This window comes from Mycobacterium sp. NTMscope_Eco_3 (genome assembly GCF_976985685.1).
Genome location: NZ_CDRJYZ010000001.1, coordinates 3,213,888 through 3,234,393 on the forward strand (window position 1 = coordinate 3,213,888; position 20,506 = coordinate 3,234,393).

Here is a 20,506-nt window from a genome sequence, read left to right on the forward strand (position 1 = left end):
GGTGGCGGATGGTCGCCGCGGGAGCCGACGCGCGCGTGCCTGCATCACATCGAACAAAAATTGGCCGGACATTCGGCCGAAATCTCTGCGCGACGGGCAGACGACGGGCAGGATTTTGACCGATAACCACTCGGGTAAGCGGGGCGAGTGGGTGGAGCTCTGGGGGAGTCGATGGGGCGTGATGGCCTGGCGTTACCGCTGACACGCGGACAACTAGACATCTGGCTCTCGCAGGAATCGGGCCATGCCGGTACAGATTGGCAGCTCGGCCTGTTGATAAAGATCGAGGGCACGACACGCCGTGATGTCCTCGAGCGGGCGATCCGCCAAGCGGTGGCGGAAGCCGAGCCAATCCGGGTTTCATTCTTCGAGATCGATGGGCAGGTCCTCCAAAGGCCGATCGACTGCCCGCACATCGAGCTCGAGTTTCATGACCTGACCGGCTCATTCGATCCCCTGCAGGACGTCCGCCGGAGGGCTTCCTCCATCCAGCGCACGCCGATGGCGTTGAACGGCCAGCTGCTCAGATTCGTCCTGTTCCAGACGCAGGCCGAGGAGTTTTATTTGTTCGGCTGCTGCCACCACATCGTGTTAGACGGATTGGGCATGGCGCTGGTGTCGCGCCGGGTTGCCACCATCTATTCGGCGATCGTGGCTGGAATGCCTGTCCCCGACGCCTATTTCGGCTCGGCGCAAGATTTGGTTGATCTCGAGTCGGGATACGAAGCATCCACCGACTATCTGGAAGACGAAGCGTACTGGCGCAAGAACCTTCCGTCGGAGAGCGGACAGGACTATCAGCTCCCCCAAACCAACGCCGTCAGGGACTCGTGTTCGCCGTCGGCGTCAGTTCAATTTGATGCGACCGCCGTCGGCCGCATGCAAGAGCTGTCCAAGAAGCTGCGCATCCGTCGCTACTCGGTCATCACAGCGGCATGCGCGCTCGTGGTGCATGCATGGTCGGGAAGCGGTTCGGAGGTGGCACTGGATTTCCCGGTCAGCCGGCGGGTACGTCCCGAGTCGAAGACGCTCCCGGGGATGCTCGCCGGAGTTGTGCCCCTGGTCTTGCAGACGTCACCGGAGACAACGGTCGCCGATTTCTGTCAGCACGTTGACATACAGATCCGGGAATTGCTGAAGCATCAGCGGTTTCCGGTGCACCGGCTCGACGGTGAAGACGGCTCTCGCAGCCTGAGAGAGCCAGCGCACAGGGTCGGCGTCAATTTCATCCCGTCTCGATTGACCCTGGAGCTCGGAGGCGCTCCAGCAACCGCCACATACACCAACAACGGCCCCGCCGGGCACTTCGGACTGTTCTTCATCGGGGCCAGTGATCAACTGTTTCTCAGCACGGCGGGCGCCGGACAGCCCTATTCGAGCTTCGGCGTTCCCTACCTGGCGGCACGCCTCCAGCAGGTGCTGATGGAAATGACCGCCGATCCGCAACGGCCGATCTCCTCGATCGAAATCCTCGATGAGGAAGAAAACGGCCGGCTCGATACGTGGTCGCATCGCGCGGCGTTAACCCAGCCGGTCACCGCGCCGGTGTCGATTCCGGTGGTGTTCACCGAGCACGCCGAGCGCACCCCCGAGGCGATAGCGGTGACCTTCGACGGCCGCGCCATGACGTATCGGGAACTCGATGAGGCCGCGAACCGGCTGGCGCATCTTCTGGCCGCTCGTGGGGTTGGCCCAGGGCAGTGTGTAGCGCTGCTATTCCCCCGGTGCACTGACGCGGTCGTGGCGATGCTGGCCGTGCTCAAGGCCGGGGCGGCGTATCTGCCGGTCGACCCGGCGCATGCGTCGGCGCGGTTGGAGTTCGTGCTTGCCGATGCCGCACCGACCGCCGTGATCACCACCGCCGAGCTGCGCTCACGGCTGGACAAATCCGACCTGCCGGTCATCGATGCCCACGATCCCGCCATCGAGGCCCAGCCCGGCACCCCACTTCCGAATCCCGCCCCCGAAAATGTCGCCTACATCATCTACACCTCCGGTACCACCGGAACACCCAAAGGCGTTGCCATCACGCACCACAACGTCACTTGGCTGATCGAGGCGCTCGACGAACGCCTGCCGCCCGGTGGGGTGTGGGCGCAGTGCTACTCCTCGGCCTTCGACTTATCGGTATGGGATATCTGGGGTGCGCTGCTGCGGGGTAGACGGCTGCTGGTGGTGCCGGAGTCAGTCGCCGGCTCCCCGGAAGATCTCCACGCGTTGCTGGTCGCGGAACAAGTCAGCGTGCTGGCGCAGATTCCGTCGTCAGTGGCGCTGCTGTCACCGGAGGGGTTGGAGTCGACGGCGTTGGTGGTGGGCGGTGAGGCCTGCCCGACCGACGTCGTGGATCGTTGGGCGACACCCGGGCGGGTGATGATCAACGCCTACGGCCCAACCGAGGCGACGGTGTGTGCGTCGATGAGTACGCCGCTGACACCGGGACCGGGTCTGGTGCCGATCGGGTCGCCGATACCCGGGGCGGCAATGTTCGTGCTCGACAAGTGGCTGCAGCCGGTGCCGGCCGGGGTGGTCGGTGAGCTGTACCTGGCCGGGCGCGGCGTGGGACTCGGATATGTGCGGCGTGCCGGTTTGACCGCGTCGCGGTTTGTGGCGTGCCCGTTCGGGGCCCCCGGGACACGCATGTATCGCACCGGCGATCTGGTCTCCTGGGGTACGGACGGGCAGCTGCGACACCTGGGCCGCGCCGACGAGCAGGTCAAGATCCGCGGGTACCGCGTCGAAGTCGGCGAAATCCAGGTAGCCCTGGCCGCGCTCGATGGAGTGGACCAGGCGGCGGTCATCGCCCGCGAGGACCGCCCCGGCATCAGGCAGCTGGTGGGTTACATCACCGGCACCGCCGACCCGACCGAGATCCGCGCAGCACTGGCTGAACGCCTCCCCGCCTACATGGTTCCCGCCGCAGTGGTCGTGCTGCCGGCAATCCCGTTGACGGCCAACGGCAAACTCGACAAGCGCGCCTTGCCCGCACCCGAATTCACCGCCGGTGAGTACCGGGCGCCGGCCGACGCGGTCGAGGGAATCCTGGCCGACATCTACGCCCAAGTCCTCGGGATGCAGCGGGTAGGGGTCGATGACTCGTTCTTCGACCTCGGCGGCGACAGCATCCTGTCGATGCAGGTCGTGGCCCGCGCGCGGGCAGCCGGCGTAATGTGCCGCCCGCGTGACGTTTTCGTCGAACAGACGGTGGCGCGACTGGCGCGGGTCGCGACGGTGGCCGATGGCGAAGCCGGCGTCGTCGACGAGGGCATCGGCCCGGTGGTGGCCACCCCGATCATGTGCTGCCTGCGCGGCGTCGAGGGCCCGATCGACGAGTTCAACCAGACCATGGTCGTCGCCGCTCCGGCGGGTGTGACCGAAGCCGACGTGTCGGTTGTCCTTCAGGCGTTGCTCGATCGGCATGCGATGTTGCGGCTGCGCATCGACGATGACGGCGCCGGCGGCTGGTCGCTGGAGGTACCCGAAGCCGGGTCGGTGGACGCGGGCGGATGCCTGCATACCGTCGATGCGTTGTCGAATGAGGCGCTGGCACAGGCCCGGTCGCGGTTGAACCCTGGCGCGGGACTGATGCTCCGCGCGGTGTGGGCGACGTCCACCGGCCAGCTGGCATTGATCGTTCATCACCTGGCCGTGGACGGAGTGTCGTGGCGAATCCTGTTGGAAGACCTCAACATCGCCTGGGCACAGCATCACGGTGGCCGGCCCGTGGCATTGCCCGAAGGCGGGACGTCGTTCGCGCGGTGGTCGGCGCTGCTTGCCGAGCATGCGCGCCGCGCCGAGGTGGTGGCGCAGGCCGAGACGTGGCGACAGGTGGCGGCAACACCGGCCGCGCTCCCGGCGGTGCAACCCGAGGTGGACACCTACCAGTCCGCGGGCCAGCTGTCGGCGTCGCTGGATGTCGAGACAACCCGTCTGCTGCTGGGCGAGGTGCCGGCGGCGTTCCACGCCGGGGTCGGCGATATCTTGCTGATCGCCTTCGGGCTGGCGTTCGCGGAGTTTCTCGGCACCGGCGCGGCCGTGCCGATCGGTGTCGACGTCGAGGGTCACGGGCGCCAGGAGGAGCTGGCTTCCTCTGTGGACCTGTCGCGCACGGTGGGCTGGTTCACCACCAAATATCCGGTCGCGGTGACGACCGGTGGCCTGTCGTGGGCACAGGTGGTCACCGGTGAGGACGCGCTGGGCGCTCTGATCAAGGACGCCAAGGAGCAGCTGCGCGCCCTGCCCGATCCCCTGACCTATGGTCTGCTGCGCTACCTGAACCCTGAGGTTGAGCTCGGTGGGTCTGACCCGACGATCGGGTTCAACTACCTTGGCCGTCTCGGTGCGGGTGCCGACCTGCCCGGCGAGTTGTGGCGGGTCAACGCGGACAGTCTGTCGTTCGCGGGCGTGGCTGCGGCGGTGCCCCTGCCGTTAGAGCACACGGTCGAGCTCAATGCCGGCACCGTCGACACCGAGGCCGGGCCGCAGCTGCAGGCGAACTGGACGTGGGCGCGCTCGGCGCTGAATGACGATCAGGTCAGCCGGCTGAGCCAGTTGTGGTTTGAGGCCCTGGCCGGTATCTGCGCGCACGTCAAAGCCGGGGGCGGCGGCCTTACCCCGTCCGATATCGCTCCTGCCCGCCTCAGCCAGCAGCAGATCGATGAACTCTGCTCGCACGGCGACGTCGTGGACGTGCTGCCGCTGACCCCGGTGCAGCAGGGTCTGCTGTTCCACACCAGCTTCGCGCCCGGTCTGCACGACCTGTACACCGTGCAGCTCGGCATGACGGTCAACGGCCCCCTCGATGCGCACCGCCTGCGCGAGGCCGTTCAGGCGGTGGTCAACCGCCATCCCAACCTGGTGGCCCGGTTCCGCGAAGACTTCGGCGAGCCGGTGCAGGTCATCCCGGCCAACCCGGTGATCGCATGGCAGGACGTCGAGCTGGACCCCGCGGGCGGGATCGCCGATCGGCAGGTCGAACGCCTATGTGCCGCTGAGCGCGCCGCGGTCTGCGACCTGGCTGACAAGCCGACGTTCCGCGCGGCGTTGATCCGCATCGCAGAAGACCAATACCGGTTGGTGCTCACCATTCACCACATCGTGGCGGATGGCTGGTCGCTGCCGATCCTGATGCGGGAGGTGTTCGGGCGCTACTACGGCGAGCGACTGCCCGCGGCCCCGTCGTACCGCAGCTTCGTCAGCTGGCTGGATCGGCAGGATCGCAGTGCCGCGCAGGGGGCTTGGCGCGACGTGATGGCGGGTTTCGAGACCCCGACATTGGTGAGCACGCCCGGCCAGGTAGGGCGCCACGACGTCGCATCCTTCCGGATGTCCGCCGAGACCACCGCCGCCCTGACCGAGTTGGCCCGCGTGTGCCACACCACCGTGAGCACCGTGTTGCAGGGCGCATGGGCGCAGCTGCTGATGTGGCTCACCGGTCAGCATGATGTGGCGTTCGGCACCGCGGTCTCCGGTAGGCCGACCGAGCTGATCGGCTCGGAATCCATTGTGGGCCTGATGATCAACACGGTGCCGGTGCGGGCCAACGCCACCACCCGGACCACAGTCGCCGATCTGCTGGAGCAGCTGCAGCGCGTCCACAACGAAACCCTCGAGTACGAGTATCTGGCTCTCCCTGAGATCCACCGCGCCACCGGCCACGATCAGCTATTCGACACGCTGTTCCTGTACGAGAACTATCCGATCGACGCCAGTGCCCTGTTGGGCGCCGACGACCTGGCCGTTACCGCGTTCGACAGCCGCGAATTCAACCACTATCCGCTTTCGGTGGTGGCGACGCCGGGCCACGAACTGAGTGTTCGCGTCGAATTCGACACGGACGCATTTAGCCGTGCGGCCATCGACACGCTGATCGACCGGCTGCGGCGGGCGCTGGTGGCGATGATCGCCGATCCCGCCCGGCGGTTGTCGTCGATCGACCTGCTCGACCGGGGCGAGCACGACCGCCTCGACGAGTGGGGAAATCGGGCGGTGCTGGCCGAGCCGGAGATGTCCGCGGTCTCGATCCCCGAATTGTTCGCCGCTCAGGCGGCGGTCCGCGACCCGGAGGCGGTGGCGATCAGCTATGGGGATCGGTCATGGACTTACCGCGAGGTGGAGAAGTCCGCTAATCGGTTGGCGCACTTGCTGATTTCGCAGGGTGCGGCCCCGGGAACGGCTGTGGCCCTGTTGCTTCCGCGCACGCCTGAGGCGGTGGTGGCGATGCTGGCTGTGCTCAAAACCGGTGCCGCGTATGTGCCGATCGATCCGACGGTGCCGGCGGCGCGGATGGAGTTCGTGTTGGGCGACTCTGCGCCTATCGCGGTGGTCACCAACGCGGACATGCGGTCACGGCTGGAGGGATCGGGCCTGGCGCTCATCGACATCGACGACCCTGCGGTGAGCGCCCAGCCCGAGACGCCGTTGGCGGCGCCGGCCGCGGACAATATCGCCTACATCATTTACACCTCAGGCACGACCGGAACACCCAAAGGTGTTGCGGTGCCTCATCACAACGTCACCCAGTTGCTGGATTCACTAGACACCCAGTTGACGTTGGGGCAGGTGTGGACACAGTGTCATTCGCTGGCGTTTGACTTCGCGGTGTGGGAGATCTTCGGATCGCTGTTGTACGGCGGGCGGTTGGTGATGGTGCCCGATTCGGTAGTGCGTTCGCCAGAAGAGTTGCACGCCTTGCTGGTTCGTGAACAGGTCAACGTGTTGAGCCAGACGCCGTCCGCGTTTTATGCGCTGCAGACCGCTGATGGGCTCGCCCCGGAGCTGGGTCAACAGCTGAAGTTGCAGGCGGTGGTGTTCGGTGGCGAGGCGCTCGAACCCCAGCGTCTGCAGACATGGCTGAACCACCATCCCGGACTGCCGCGTCTGATCAATCTGTATGGCATCACCGAGACGACCGTGCACGCCTCGTTCCGCGAGATCGTCGACGGCGACGTCGACAGCAATGCCAGCCCCATCGGCCTGCCGTTGACCCACCTTGCCTTCTTCGTACTCGACGGGTGGATGCGTCCGGTCCCCGCCGGTGTGGTCGGCGAGCTGTACGTGGCCGGTGCCGGGTTGGCCGCCGGGTATGTGGGCAGGCCGGGGTTGAGCTCGACGCGGTTTGTGGCGTGCCCGTTCGGGGCGCCGGGGACCCGCATGTATCGCACCGGGGATCTGGTGGCGTGGGGTGCCGATGGTCAACTGCGTTACATCGGTCGCGCTGATGAGCAGGTCAAGATCCGCGGGTACCGCATCGAGCTTGGTGAGATCCGGGCGGCCCTCGCCGGTTTGGACGGGGTCGGTCATGTGGCGGTGGTCGCGCGCGAGGACCGCCCCGGCGACAAGCGGCTGGTGGGCTACATCACCGGGGCCGCCGACCCGGCTGAGATCCGTACTCAATTGGGTGAACGGTTGCCGACCTACATGGTGCCGACCGCGATCGTCGTGCTCGAGGCGCTGCCGTTGACGGTCAACGGCAAACTCGATGCCGGCGCCCTGCCGGCACCCGAATACTCCGATGTCGACCGTTACCGGGCTCCATCCAGCGCGGTCGAGGAAATCCTGGCCGGCATTTATGCCCAGGTGTTGGGTGTGCAACGGGTCGGTGTCGATGACTCGTTCTTCGATCTGGGCGGCGACAGCATCCTGTCAATGCAAGTCGTGTCGCGTGCCCGCGCGGCCGGCGTAATGTGCCGTCCGCGTGACGTTTTCGTCGAACAGACGGCGGCGCGGCTCGCGCAGGTCGCCACGGTGGTGGCCGACGGCGAGGGCGGCGTCGCCGACGAGGGCATCGGGTCGGTGGTCGCCACCCCGATCATGCGCTGGCTGCACAGCGTCGAGGGTCCGGTCGAACAGTTCAACCAGACGATGGTGTTGCAAGCTCCCGCGGGCGTCGCACAGGCCGACGCGACGGTGGTCCTGCAGGCGTTGCTGGACCACCATGCGACGTTGCGGCTGCGCGTCGACGACGACGACGGCGCCGGCGGCTGGTCGTTGTGGGTGCCCGAAGCCGGGACGATAGATGCCGCGGGCTGCGTGGACACCGTCGACGCGCTGTCGGCTGAGGCGTTGGTGACGGCCCGGTCACGCCTGCACCCGGAGACCGGGGCATTGGTGCGCGCGGTGTGGGCCGAGTCGACCAATCAGTTGGCGCTGATCATTCACCACCTGGCCGTCGATGGCGTGTCGTGGCGAATCCTGTTGGAAGACATCAACATTGCGTGGGCCCAGCACCGCAGTGGCCAGCCGGTGGCGCTGCCGGCAACCGGGACGTCGTTTGCCCGGTGGTCGTCGCTGTTGGCTGAGTACGCGCAGTCCGCGGACGTGATGGCCCAGGCCGAGGCGTGGCGTCAGGTGGCGGCGATTCCGGCCGCGCTGCCGCCGGTACAGGCGGAGGACACCTACGTCAGCGCCGGCCAACTGTCGGTGTCGCTGGATGTCGAGACGACGCGCCTGCTGCTCGGTGAGGCCCCGGCGGCGTTTCATGCCGGGGTTCAGGACATCCTGCTGATCGCGTTCGGGCTGGCGTGGACCCAATTCTTGAGCGTCACCGCCCCGATCGGCATCGAGGTGGAGGTCCACGGCCGCCAGGAGGAGCTCGCCCCGCACGTCGACTTGTCGCGGGCGGTGGGCTGGTTCACCGCCAAGTACCCGGTGGCCCTGAACTTCGGGGGTCCGGTCGGCGGCCTGTCCTGGGGACAGGTGATAGCCGGTGAGGATGCACTGGGCGCTGCGATCAAGGACGCCAAGGAGCAGCTGCGCGCCCTGCCCGACGGCGTGACCTACGGCCTGCTGCGCTACCTCACCCCCGAGGTCGATCTGGGTGGGTCCGACCCCGTGATCGGCTTCAACTACCTGGGTCGCCTGGGTGGTGCGGCCGAGCTCTCCAGTGAGCTATGGCGGCTCAGCGAGAACAGTTTCTCGCTGGGCGGCGCCGTGGGCGCAGTGGAGATGCCGCTGGCGCACACCGTGGAGCTCAACGCCTTCACGATGGACACCGAGGCCGGCCCGCAGCTGCAGGCCAACTGGACCTGGGCGCGTTCGGCGCTGCATGACAAGCAGGTCAGCCGGCTCGCCGAGCTGTGGTTCGACGCGCTGGCCGGCATCTGCGCGCACGTGCGCGGCGGTGGGAGCGGCTTGACCCCGTCCGACATCGCGCCAGCCCGTCTCACCCAGCGGGACATCGACAAGCTGGCGCAGCGGTACCGGATCGGCGATGTGTTGCCGCTAACCCCGCTGCAGCAGGGCCTGCTGTACTACGCCGGCAGCGAGCAGGGCAGTGACGTCTTGTATGCGGTGCAGCTCGATATCACCGTCAGTGGTGCCCTTGATCCGCAGCGCTTGCGCGAGGCGGTGCAGGCCGTCGTCGCCCGCCACCCGAACCTGGTGGCCGGTTTCCGCGAAGACTTCGGCGAACCGGTGCAGGTCCTGCCCGCCGATCCGGAGCTGGCCTGGCAGTACGTCGAGCTGAACTCGGGAGGTACCGATGTCGAGGAACAGGTCCAGCAGCTGTGTACCGCCGAACGCGTCGCGGTCTGCGATCTGGCCGGCCAGCCGCCCTTCCGGGCTGCCTTGATCCGCACCGCAGACGATCTGTATAGGTTCGTGCTCACCAACCACCACATCGTGCTCGACGGTTGGTCGAAGCCGATCCTGCTGCAGGAAATCTTCGCCGGCTATTACGGCGTGCGGTTGCCCGCCGCCCCGTCGTATCGCAGCTTCGTCACCTGGCTGTCCGAACAGGATCGTGGCGCGGCTCAGACAGCATGGCGTGAGGTTCTCGACGGGTTCGGCGCTCCCAGCCTGGTGGGACCCCCGGGGCGCCCAGCGCTCGGTGCGCGCGGTGCGGAGTCGTTCCAAGTGTCCGCGGAGACCACGACGGCGTTGGGCGAGCTGGCGCGCTCGTTCCACACCACGGTGAGCACCGTTTTGCAGGCCGCGTGGGCGCTGCTGCTGACGTGGCTGACCGGCCAGCACGACGTGGTGTTCGGCACCGCGGTGTCCGGGCGGCCGACCGACCTGGCCGGCGCGGAATCGATGGTCGGTCTGTTGATCAACACGGTCCCGGTCCGAGCGACCATCGGCGCGGAGACGACCACCGCCAACCTGCTCGAGCAGCTGCAAAGCGCCTACACGAAGACTCTTGACCACCAGCACCTGGCCCTTAGCGAAATACACCGCATAACGGGACACGACCAGTTGTTCGACACGATGTTCGTGTACGAGAACTATCCGATCGACACCGCCGCGCTGTCGGCCGTCGACGAGTTGAAGATCAATGGCTTCACGAACCGCGAATACAACCACTACCCGCTTTCGGTGCAAGTCGCGCCAGGCCACGAACTGGGTCTTCGCGTCGAATTCGATACCGACGTGTTCACCGCGGACAAAATCGAAACGCTGGTCGAACGGTTCAAGCGCGTGCTGGTGGCCATGACCGCAGATGTGAAGGAGCAATCATGACCGTCCGTGCGGGACGATTTGCTCCCAGCATCGGCAAGCCCTGACCAGCTATCCCGAGCGCCGGGCGTTGATCGGCAGGCTGAGCCGGAATTGAGCGCCGCCCTCGTGGGGCAGGCACACCAGTTCGCCGCCGTGGGCGCGGGCCAGCGCCCGCGCGATCGCCAGCCCCAGCCCGGCACCGCCGTGGTCGCGGGCGCGCCCGGCGTCGAGGCGCACCAGTCGCTCGAAGACGCGATCCCGCTCCCCCGCCGGGATGCCCGGGCCGGTGTCGGTGACGGTGACCTCCGCGGCGTCATCGTCGGCGCGCAGGTCGACGGTGATGGCGCCGCCGGCCGGCGTGTACCGGCGGGCGTTGTCGAGCAGGTTGGACACGATCTGCGACAGGCGGGTCGCGTCGGCCTGGAGCGTCAGCGTCGGTAATCCGGTGCGGCGCACCGTGATCTGCGGTGCCAGCATGGCGGCTCGGTCGACTTCGCCAGCCAGCACGGCTGCTACGTCGACGTTCTCGCGCTCGAGCGCGAGCCCGGCGTCGATGCGGCTCAGGTCCAGCATGTCGGACACGAGCCGGCCGGCGCGGCGCGCGTCGGAGAACAGCAGCGTCGCCCGGCGATACTGGCCCTCGTCGTGCTGTTCGGAGGCGCTGTTGGCGAGTTGTTCGGCGGCAACCTGGATGCCGGCGATCGGGGTGCGCAGCTCGTGGGCGGCGTCGACGAGGAATCGCCGGGTCGCCGTCTCCGCGCGCTGTGCGGTGTCGGCGGCGTTCCGGGCCCGGCGCTCGGAGGTTTCCAACGCGTCCAGCATCCCGTCGAAAGCGCTTGCGGCGCGGCCGAGTTCGGTATCGGTGCGCTCGGGATGCAGGCGACGGCCGCGGTCCCCGGTGGTGATGGCGTTGGCCAGCGCCGTGAGCCGATCCAGCGGCCGCAGCGCCGCCCGGCTGACCGCGATCAGCAACAGCGCCGCGATCAGTAGGGTCACCAGGCCCGCCGCGATCAGCAGCCCACGCAGCTGGTGAGTGACCTGCGTCGTCTGCGTGGTGTCGGCGACGAGGATTACCCGGGAGCCGGCGGGCAACGGGTGCACCACGGCCGTCGCGGTGGCATCCGGCGGAGGGCCGGGCCATGGCGGCGGAAATGCATGGGGCGGAGGCGGATACGGCGGGAGCGGAGGCGGAGGCGGTGGATATGGCGGCGGCGGAACGGGCGGCGGATACAGTGGCGGAACGGGCGGCGGTGGCCCGACCGGCCCGGCGGTCAGGTCGGGGGCGATCCCGCGGTCCCCGTAGGCGGCGCCGTCGGCGGTGACGACGAGCGCGCGAATCCCGCCGCCGTTGAGTTCGGCCGCGATCAGACCGGGTGAGGTGTGCGCGGCGCTCAGCGCGTCGGCGCGCGATGTCGCGGCGAGCAGCCGGTCGTGCAGGTTGCGGCGGGTGAGGACGCCCATCGTGACGTCGATGGTCACCCCGAGCACCACCAGCAGGACCGCCAGCAGCGCCAGCACCACGAGCGTCACTCGCCGTTGCAGCGACGGAGTCGGCGTCGTCGATGCGCCCGTCATGACCGCTCGGGTTGCAGGCGGTAGCCGATGCCGCGAACGGTGTGCAGGATCCGCGGCCCGTGCGCCTCGAGCTTGCGCCGCAACCCGCTGACGTGCACCTGCACCAGGTTGGGGTCGTAGGCGTCATAGCCCCACACCCCGTTCAGGATCTGGCCGGCGCTGACGATGCGGCCCCGCTGCTCCACGAGATAGGCCAGCACGCGCAGCTCGGTGGCGGTCAGGTCGAGCCGGTGGCCGTCGCGCGCGGCGACTCCGGCGCCGAGGTCCAGCGTCACGTCGCCGACCTGAACCACCTGCGGCAGGCGCCCGCGCCGGCGCAGCACCGCGCCGACCCGCGAGACCAGCTCGGCCAACTCGAACGGCTTGATGACGTAGTCGTCGGCCCCGCCGTCGAGGCCGCGCAGCCGGTCCGGCAGCCCGTCGCGAGCGGTGATCATGACGATCCCGACGTCGCCCCATTCGCGGATGACGTCGATGAGCGCGAACCCGTCGCGGCCGGGCAGCATCACGTCGAGCACCACCAGGTCGGGCCGCATGCCGTCGAGAATCTCTTCGAGGCCGTCGCCGTCGCAGCGGGCGTCGGTGTGGTAGCCGACCTCGGTGAGCGCCTCGCTGACCATCTCCCGGATGGTCTCGGAGTCTTCGACGACCAGCACCCGCGGCGTGCCGACGCTGAAGTGGCCGCCGTGGCCGGCGGCCGGGCGGAGGCAATCGGTCATGACCACCATTGTCGGCGCCGGTGCTGAAACCAACCTGAAGGCGCGGGCCTGGTCGCTTCCGTCACGGCAGCCTCGTTCGTCACCGCAGGCCGGCGATGTGTTTGTTGCCCACCTCCGAGCGACAATCTCGTGCTCGGCGCGGCATCGTCGCCGTGGTCGCGCAGAGGTGGGCACAACACCACGTCCTTCCGCTGGTGACGGCAGTGGCGGATGGGACTCCTAAGGGGCCGGTTCTTCAGGCCCAGTTCAGATCCGGCTCCTAGCGTCCGTGGCATGACCACGAACGACGACATCGAGACCCCGCCCCCCAATCCGCCACAGCCGCCTCCCGCCCAGCGACCGCACGAGCGACGCCGTCACTCCACCGGCGTGGTGATCGGCGCCGGGGTGGCGGGCGCGCTGGTGGGCGCGTTCGGCACGATCGCGGCCATCGCCTTCGCCTGGATCGTCAGCGTCGGCCCGCCCGGGCCGCCGCCTCCCCCCGGGCCGCCGCCGATGCTGTTCCACGCGCCGCCGATGGCCGGTCCGGGATTCGCGCCGCCGCCCGGCCCGCCCGGCCCGCCGGGACCGCCGCACGCCGCCCCGCCGGGACCGCCACACGAGGGTTTCCCGGCGCCGCCCCCGCCGCCCCCGTCCCCGGCGCAGCCGCCGCGCCCCTGAGTGCAGGATGGGGAGCGTGCCACGCGATCAATCGTCTCCGCTCCCCGCCAAGCTCGCCGCACGGCTGCTGCGGTCGCGCCACCTGATGCGCGCACCGATCTGGATCTACAAGGCCCGGGCGGGCGCGCTGTTCGGCTCGCGCATCCTGTTGCTCGAACACATCGGCCGCAAATCCGGAGCGCCGCGCTACGCGGTGCTGGAGGTCATCGACCATCCGTCCCCCGGCACCTACGTCGTGGCCTCCGAATTTGGGCGAAAAGCCCAGTGGTTCCGCAACATTGCGGCCAACCCGCGGGTGCGGGTGTACGCCGGCAGCCACGGGCCCAGGCCCGCCGCCGCGCGCATCCTCGACCAACACGAGGCCGACCGCACGCTGGCCGACTACCGAACCCGCCACCCCAAAACGTGGGAGCGGATGCGCCCGGTGCTCGAGGACACGCTCGGCGCGCCGATCACCGACACGAACACCCCGCTGCCGCTGGTCGAGTTGACGCTGGACTAACCGCGGTCCGGGCCCTTGACCGTCATCGCCGCGAACAAGGCCAAAAACAGCGCCGCCGGAAGGCCGTTGACGACCTTGTCGCGCACTCGGACGTGCGCGCCGAGCGCCAACACGAAGTACAGCGTCAGCATCGCCGTCGTCAACCTCGCCAGGACGGGGAAACGGGTGACCGACAGCAGGCCGACTGCGGCGGCGGCCTTCACCACCGGCAGCACGGGCCGGATGTTCTCCGGGACGCCCACGTCGTCGAGGGTCTTCCTGATGGGAGCCACCTGCACGCCGCACGCCACCGCGTCGACGGCGTGGAACGCGGCGAGCGCCGCGTAGGTCTTCGGTGAAGTCAACGCACTCATGTCGCAATCCTATTGAGTCAACTCGCCGGGGCCTTCCGCCGGCTGACGGGCGATCGCCTCCGCCTTGGCCACCGCCTGCGCGATCGCGGGGTCGGTTTCGGTGGAGAACCAGTCCGCGACGTCGGCGTCGTCGTCGGCGTGCTTGGGCGCGTCCTCGACGGGCGAGGGCTCGAAGCGGAACACCCCGTCCTGGCCCGGGGTGCCCAGGAGTTTGGTGAATCCCTGCAACGCCGCGTTGAAGTCGCTGGGCACCACCCACACCTTGTTGGCGTCGCCGCGGGCCATCTCCGGCAGCGTCTGCAGGTACTGGTAGGCCAGCATCTCCGGGGTGGGCCGGCCCGCCTTGATCGCGGCGAAGGTCTTCTCGATGGCCTTGGCCTGCCCCTGCGCCTGCAGGTAGGCCGCGGCGCGCTCCCCCTGGGCGCGCAGCATCCGGGACTGCCGCTCCGCCTCGGCGCCCAGGATCGCCGCCTGCTTGGCGCCCTCGGCGGCCAGGATCTGCGCCTGCTTCTGACCCTCGGCCTCCTTGATCGCCGCCTCGCGCATGCCTTCGGCGGTCAGGATCATCGCCCGCTTCTCGCGGTCGGCCTTCATCTGCTTTTCCATCGACGCCTGGATCGACGGCGGCGGGTCGATGCTGCGCAACTCGACCCGGGCGACCCGCAGCCCCCAGCGGTTGGTGGCCTCGTCGAGCACGCCGCGCAGCTGCCCGTTGATCTGGTCGCGCGACGTCAGCGTCTGCTCCAGCGTCATGCCGCCGACCACGTTGCGCAGCGTGGTGGTGGTGAGCTGCTCGACGCCGACGATGTAGTTGCTGATCTCGTAGACGGCCGCCTGGGGAACCGTGACCTGGAAGTAGACGACGGTGTCGATGTTGAGGGTCAGGTTGTCCTCGGTGATCACCGGCTGCGGCGGGAACGACACCACCCGCTCACGCAGGTCCACCCGGGCCCGGATGCGGTCGATGAACGGCACCAACAACGTCAGTTGCCCGCTGACGGTACGGCTGTAGCGGCCCAGCCGCTCGATCACCGCCGCCTCGGCCTGCGGTATCAGCGCCACCGACTTGGCCACCACGACGATGGCGAAAATCACCAGCACCGCCAGCAGCACCAGACCAGCAACCGCACCCTGCATGGGAGTTCCCTTCTTTCGCAGCCGTTCTCGCGGCCCTACAGGCCGGCCCTGAAGACCACCGCGGTGGCGCCGTCGATCTGCATCACGGTGACCGGCTCGCCCGGTTCGTAGACGTCGTTCTCGTCGAGCGGACGCGCGGTCCACACCTGGCCGTCGAGCTTCACCTGGCCGTTGTCCCGGGCCACGCGCTCGAGCACCAGCGCGGTTTTGCCCTCCAGCGCCTCGATTCCCAAGCGCGGCACGTTCGACGGTGTCAGCCGTCGCCGCAGCGGCGGGCGAACCAGCACCAGCAGCAGCACCGAGACGACCAGGAACACCGCGCCGTCCACCCACACCGGAGAATCCAGCAACCAACTGGTGAGCGCCGCGGCCAGCGCGCCGCCACCGAGCATCACCAAAAACATATGACCGGTGAGCGCCTCCGCACCGGCCAGCACCAGCGCGAATATTAGCCAAAGCAGCGCGGCGTGCATGCGGCAAGGATACGCGTGATCGGCCTTTGCGGGGCAAAACAACTACACTGCGTCTGGTGTGGTGTCCCAGTGTTTCGCTGTCCCTGTGGGCCAATGCCTGGCTCGCGGGAAAGGCCGCGCCCGACGACGTCCTGGACGCGTTATCCGTTTGGGCGCCAAAGCAATCGGTGACCGCGTATGATGCCGTCGCGGCGGGTCATACCGGGCTGCCATGGCCCGATGTGAACGACGCCGGGACGGTCACGCTGCTGCAGACTCTGCGCGCCGCGGTGGGTCGCCCGACGTCGACGCCGGGGCTGCCTCCGCCGATGCGCGGGACGATCAACGTGGTTTTGCCGGTACCGGGCGATGTGCGCGGTCTGACCCCGGGGACGCAGTTCGAGCGCGACGCGCTGGCCGCCGGTGAGGCGATCATCATCGCCAATCCCCGCAACCCCGCGACTGCCATCGGCCTGGTCCCCGAATTCTCCTATCAGGACGACGACGACGCGCCCGACGACTACGAGACGGGCCTGGCGGAACTGTGCGCGCTGACGTGGACGGTGTACTCGCTACCCGGCGCGCCGATACTCGACCACTACGAACTCGGCGACGCCGAGTACACGCTGCGGTCCGCCGTGCGCTCGGCCGCCGACGCGCTGGGCACCATCGGGCTGGGATCGGCCGCGGCCGACGTCGACGATCCGCGGGGACTGGTCGAGCAATTGCTGGAATCGGCACGGCAACACCGCATTCCGGATCACGCACCCTCACGCGCGTTGCGGGTGCTGGAAAACGCCGCGCATGTCGACGCCATCATCGCGGTCAGCTCGGGGTTGAGCCGGTCCGACTCACCGGACCGTTTCGCCGCGCCCATCGCGGCCGGCCTCGAACCGCTCGGCACGCAATCGTCTTCGGAGGCCCGCATCGCCAGCGACGCGCTGCGACCGCTGACCGCCGTGGTGCGCTCGGCGCGGATGGCCGCCGTGACCGCGATCCTGCACTCGGCCTGGGCCGACTAGTTCTGATAGCGGGCCGCGCAGTGCGGCGGCCCGCATGGCGCGCCGTCGACGCTCGCGAGGCACCCGGGTACCGGATCGGGACCAGTCACCCGTTCCGGCGCCCGGCCGTAACGCAATTCGTCGATCAGGTCGACGACCATTTGCGCAAAACGCGGGTGCGCGTTGGGCGTTGACGCCCGCACCATGGTCATCCCCGCCGCCTCGGCCTGCAACGCCAACTCGTGGTCGAGGTCCCACACCACTTCGATGTGGTCGGCCACAAACCCGATCGGGCACACGAGGACGGCCGTGGTGCCCGCCTGGGCCAGGTTCGCCAGGTGATCGGCGACGTCGGGCTCAAGCCACGGAACCTGGGGCGGCCCCGACCGCGACTGCCACACCAGGTCGTAGTCGGCGTATCCGGCGGCGGTCGCCACAAGCCTTGCGGCGTAGTCGACTTGGCGGCTGTACAGTCGCGGGCCCAGCCGCTCGTCGGCGGCGACCGGGATCGAATGCGCGGTGAACACCAGCCGCGCGCCGGGAGCCTTTTTGGCCGCGGCGCCGATCGCCCCGGCGAACATCTCGACGAACAGCGGATGGTCGAAATACGGGCGCAGCTTGACCAATTCGGGCGCGCCCGGCCCGGCGGCCCGCCGCGCGCGGGCGATGTCCTCGACGTATTGGGTGCAGCTGGAATAGCCGCTCCACGCCGACGTGGTGAACACCGCCGCCCGGCGAATCCCGTTGTCGCGCATGCTCACGACGGTGTCCTCGACGTAGGGCTCCCAGTTGCGGTTGCCGAAATAGACCGGCACGTCCAGGCCGCGGTTGGCCAGTTCGGCGCGCAACTGCTCGATCAGCGCCAGGTTGATCCGATTGATCGGCGACACCCCGCCGAAATGCAGGTAGTGCTCGGCGACGTCGTCGAGCCGTTCCGGCGGCACGTTTCGGCCCCGGGTGACGTTCTCCAAGAACGGCCGAACCTGCTCGGGACCCTCCGGCCCACCGAAGGACAGCAGCAGGACGGCGTCGAATTCCATTAGGCTTTAAAGCAATTGGGTGCTTGCGCCACCGTCGGCGTAGATGATCGTCCCCGTCGTCGCCGGCAGCCAGTCCGACAGCAGCGCGCACACCGTCTTGGCGACCGGCGTCGGGTCCTTCATGTTCCAGCCGATCGGGGCGCGCTGGTCCCAGCCCTCCTCGAGCAGCTGCATCTGCGCGCCGGCCTCCTCGCCGAGCGCGCCACCGACGATCGCGCTCATGGCCAGGGTCCGGATCGGGCCCGCGGCAACGAGATTGGAGCGCACGCCGAACTTGCCCGCCTCACGCGCGACAAACCGGTTCACCGATTCCAGCGCGCTCTTGGCGACCGTCATCCAGTTGTAGGCGGGCATCGCGCGGCTCGGATCGAAGTCCATGCCGACGATGGAACCGCCCGGGTTCATGATGGGCAGGGCCGCCTTGGCCAGCGAGGCGTACGAATACGCCGAAATGTGAATGCCTTTCGAGACGTCCTCGTAGGGCGCGTCGAAGAACGGGTTGACGCCCATTCCCGTCTGCGGCATGAAGCCGATCGAGTGCACCACGCCGTCGAGCTTGTTGCCCTCGCCGATCTCGGCGGTCACCCGCTCGGCGAGCGAGTTCAGGTGCTCCTCGTTCTGCACGTCGAGCTCGATCAGCGGCGCCTTCTCCGGCAGCCGGTCGGCGATGCGCTGAATCAGGCGCAACCGGTCGAAACCGGTCAGCACCAGCTGCGCCCCGGCCTCCTGGGCCGCCTTGGCGATGTGAAACGCAATCGACGAGTCGGTGATGATCCCCGAGATCAGGATCCTTTTGCCGTCGAGCAGTCCAGCCATGTCCGTCCTTAAAGTCGTTGTGTCGTCGTTGAACTCAGTGGCCCATGCCCATGCCGCCGTCGACCGGGATGACCGCGCCGGCGATGTAGCTGGCATCCTCGGACGCCAGGAAGCTGACCGCCCCGGCGACCTCGGCGGCGGTGCCGACCCGCTTGGCCGGGATGAAGTCGAGCGCACCCTCCTGGATGCGCTCGTCCAAGGCGCGGGTCATCTCGGTGTCGATGTAGCCCGGCGCCACCACATTCGCGGTCACGTTGGCCTTGGACAGCTCCCGGGAGATCGAGCGGGCCATGCCGATCAGGCCGGCCTTGGCGGCCGCGTAGTTGGCCTGGTTGCCGATGCCCCAACTGCCGGACACCGAGCCGATGAAGATGATCCGGCCGAAACGCTTGCGCTGCATGCTGCGAGAGGCGCGCTGGGCCACCCGGAAGGCCCCGGTGAGGTTGGCGTTGATGACCTCCTCGAACCGCTCCTCGGTCATCCGAATGAGGAATGCATCCTTGGATATGCCGGCATTGGACACCAGCACCTCGACCGGGCCCTGGTGCTCCTCGACCTCCTTGAACGCGCGGTCGACGGCCTCGTTGTCGGTGACGTCGCACACGACGCCGAACAACCCCTCGGGCGCCCCGGATCCGCGGTGCGTGATTGCCACCTTGTGCCCGTCGGCGGCCAGCCGCTGCGCGATCGCCAGACCGATGCCCCGGTTTCCTCCGGTAACCAGGACGGAGCGGGCTACGAATGCGGGTCTGCCGTAGTCGGCAGCACTTTCGGTGGTGTTCTCGGTGGCCGTGTCAGTCACCCCGTCAACCTATCGCTTCGGCTCACGCTGGCCGAAACCTCCCCCGTTTCCCACATCCTCCTTTTGCCGACCGGACGTAACGCCAGGGCGAAGAATCGAGCCGAATTCCGCCGTGGCGTTACACGCGCGGTCCAGTGTCGGTGTGACTCAGCACACTCTCGTCATGACCGACCCGTTCCTGGGCAGCGAAGCCCTGGCCGCGCGACTGATGTCGCGGCATGAGCTGCGAAGTCGTTACGTCGCCCTGCATCGCGATGTGTACCTGCCGAAGGATGCCGAACTGACGGCGGTGCTGCGGGCCAAGGCGTGCTGGCTGCGATCGCGCCGACGGGGCATCCTGGCGGGGTTCTCCGCCTCCGCCGTGCATGGTGCTCGGTGGATCGACCCGTCCCGACCCGCCGAGATCATCGATACCAATCGACGTCCGGCCTCGGGCGTGCACGTCTGGGAGGAACGCATCGAACCGGACGAGATCGCGGTCGTGAATCACATGCGCGTCACCACGCCGGCGCGGACGGCGCTCGACCTCGCGAGGCGGTACCCCAAGCGCACCGCGGTCGCCGCGATCGATGCGCTGGTGCAAGCGACTGAGCTGAAGATGGCCGACGTCGAGGTGCTCACGGACCGCTACCGCGGCCGTCACGGTATGAGGGCCGCCAGGGCGGTTCTCGAACTGGTCGACGGCGGTGCCCAGTCCCCGAAGGAAACGTGGCTGCGTCTGTTGCTGATCGATGCCGGCTTCCCGCGGCCGCAGACGCAGATCGCCGTACGCAACGAATGGGGTTGGGCCGAGGCGTATCTGGACTTGGGGTGGGAGGACATCAAGGTCGCCGTCGAGTATGACGGCGACCACCACCGGTCTCTTCGCTCCCAATACGCCAAGGACATCGCCCGGCTCGAGATGCTCGAACGTTACGGATGGATCGTCGTCCGCGTCATTGCCGAGCACCATCCCGCCGACATCATTCGCCGGGTGCGCGACGCCCGAGCCCGCCGCTTGTAACGCCAGGGCGAA

Annotated in this window: 12 protein-coding genes and 1 pseudogene; 5 read left to right on the forward strand and 8 right to left on the reverse strand. The window is 68.3% G+C overall.

From position 1 onward, the window contains the following. Nucleotides 1-171 precede the first annotated feature (171 nt). The gene (locus tag AC0KTM_RS14485; RefSeq protein WP_472417484.1) at nt 172-10,455 is read left to right on the forward strand and encodes an amino acid adenylation domain-containing protein; all 10,284 of its coding nucleotides are present in this window, start codon (nt 172-174) and stop codon (nt 10,453-10,455) included. Nucleotides 10,456-10,503: 48 nt separating this feature from the next. Here AC0KTM_RS14485 and AC0KTM_RS14490 read toward each other — a convergent pair whose 3' ends face one another. Then, nucleotides 10,504-12,009, reverse strand: a complete 1,506-nt coding sequence (locus AC0KTM_RS14490; protein ID WP_472415969.1) for a sensor histidine kinase — start codon at nt 12,007-12,009, stop codon at nt 10,504-10,506. After that, a complete protein-coding gene (locus AC0KTM_RS14495; protein WP_472415971.1) occupies nt 12,006-12,737 on the reverse strand; it encodes a response regulator transcription factor in 732 nt (243 codons plus the stop codon). Before AC0KTM_RS14495 ends, AC0KTM_RS14490 begins: the two co-directional genes overlap by 4 nt. 264 nt (nt 12,738-13,001) lie before the next feature. On the opposite strand from AC0KTM_RS14495, the gene AC0KTM_RS14500 reads away from it, so the two are divergent. Continuing rightward, entirely contained in the window at nt 13,002-13,388 is a 387-nt protein-coding gene (locus AC0KTM_RS14500; RefSeq protein ID WP_472415973.1) for a hypothetical protein, read from the forward strand. A gap of 7 nt (nt 13,389-13,395) precedes the next feature. Beyond that, nucleotides 13,396-13,890: a nitroreductase family deazaflavin-dependent oxidoreductase gene (locus tag AC0KTM_RS14505; RefSeq protein ID WP_472415975.1), complete on the forward strand. Its 495-nt coding sequence runs from the start codon at nt 13,396-13,398 to the stop codon at nt 13,888-13,890. Here AC0KTM_RS14505 and AC0KTM_RS14510 read toward each other — a convergent pair. Genes AC0KTM_RS14510 through AC0KTM_RS14520 form a run of 3 tightly spaced genes read right to left on the reverse strand, consistent with a single transcriptional unit; the run spans nt 13,887 to nt 15,853 of the window. Beyond that, complete coding sequence (locus tag AC0KTM_RS14510) at nt 13,887-14,243, reverse strand: DoxX family protein (RefSeq protein WP_225328655.1); 357 nt, start codon at nt 14,241-14,243, stop codon at nt 13,887-13,889. The genes AC0KTM_RS14505 and AC0KTM_RS14510 overlap by 4 nt on opposite strands. A gap of 9 nt (nt 14,244-14,252) precedes the next feature. Then, nucleotides 14,253-15,380, reverse strand: a complete 1,128-nt coding sequence (locus AC0KTM_RS14515; protein WP_472415977.1) for an SPFH domain-containing protein — start codon at nt 15,378-15,380, stop codon at nt 14,253-14,255. Between the two features lie 35 nt (nt 15,381-15,415). Beyond that, on the reverse strand, nt 15,416-15,853 hold the full coding sequence (locus AC0KTM_RS14520; RefSeq protein WP_225328653.1) for an NfeD family protein: 438 nt from the start codon (nt 15,851-15,853) through the stop codon (nt 15,416-15,418). Nucleotides 15,854-15,909: 56 nt separating this feature from the next. Between AC0KTM_RS14520 and AC0KTM_RS14525 the strand changes: the two genes are divergently transcribed. Then, nucleotides 15,910-16,854, forward strand: coding sequence for a hypothetical protein (locus AC0KTM_RS14525; RefSeq protein WP_225328652.1), 945 nt, complete (start codon nt 15,910-15,912; stop codon nt 16,852-16,854). On the opposite strand, the pseudogene AC0KTM_RS14530 reads toward AC0KTM_RS14525, so the two are convergent. From AC0KTM_RS14530 to fabG1, 3 genes and pseudogenes are all read right to left on the reverse strand, one after another. Beyond that, nucleotides 16,823-17,873 (reverse strand): annotated as a pseudogene (locus tag AC0KTM_RS14530) (ferrochelatase); the annotation flags it as partial. The gene AC0KTM_RS14525 and the pseudogene AC0KTM_RS14530 overlap by 32 nt on opposite strands. Before the next feature lie 6 nt (nt 17,874-17,879). Then, nucleotides 17,880-18,689, reverse strand: coding sequence for an NADH-dependent enoyl-ACP reductase InhA (inhA, locus tag AC0KTM_RS14535; RefSeq protein ID WP_225328651.1), 810 nt, complete (start codon nt 18,687-18,689; stop codon nt 17,880-17,882). A gap of 34 nt (nt 18,690-18,723) precedes the next feature. Then, nucleotides 18,724-19,491: a 3-oxoacyl-ACP reductase FabG1 gene (gene fabG1 / locus AC0KTM_RS14540; RefSeq protein WP_472415979.1), complete on the reverse strand. Its 768-nt coding sequence runs from the start codon at nt 19,489-19,491 to the stop codon at nt 18,724-18,726. Nucleotides 19,492-19,654: 163 nt separating this feature from the next. On the opposite strand from fabG1, the gene AC0KTM_RS14545 reads away from it, so the two are divergent. Then, nucleotides 19,655-20,494 carry a hypothetical protein gene (locus AC0KTM_RS14545; protein WP_238956237.1) on the forward strand — a complete coding sequence of 280 codons (840 nt, stop codon included), beginning with the start codon at nt 19,655-19,657 and terminating at the stop codon, nt 20,492-20,494. Nucleotides 20,495-20,506: the final 12 nt, after the last annotated feature.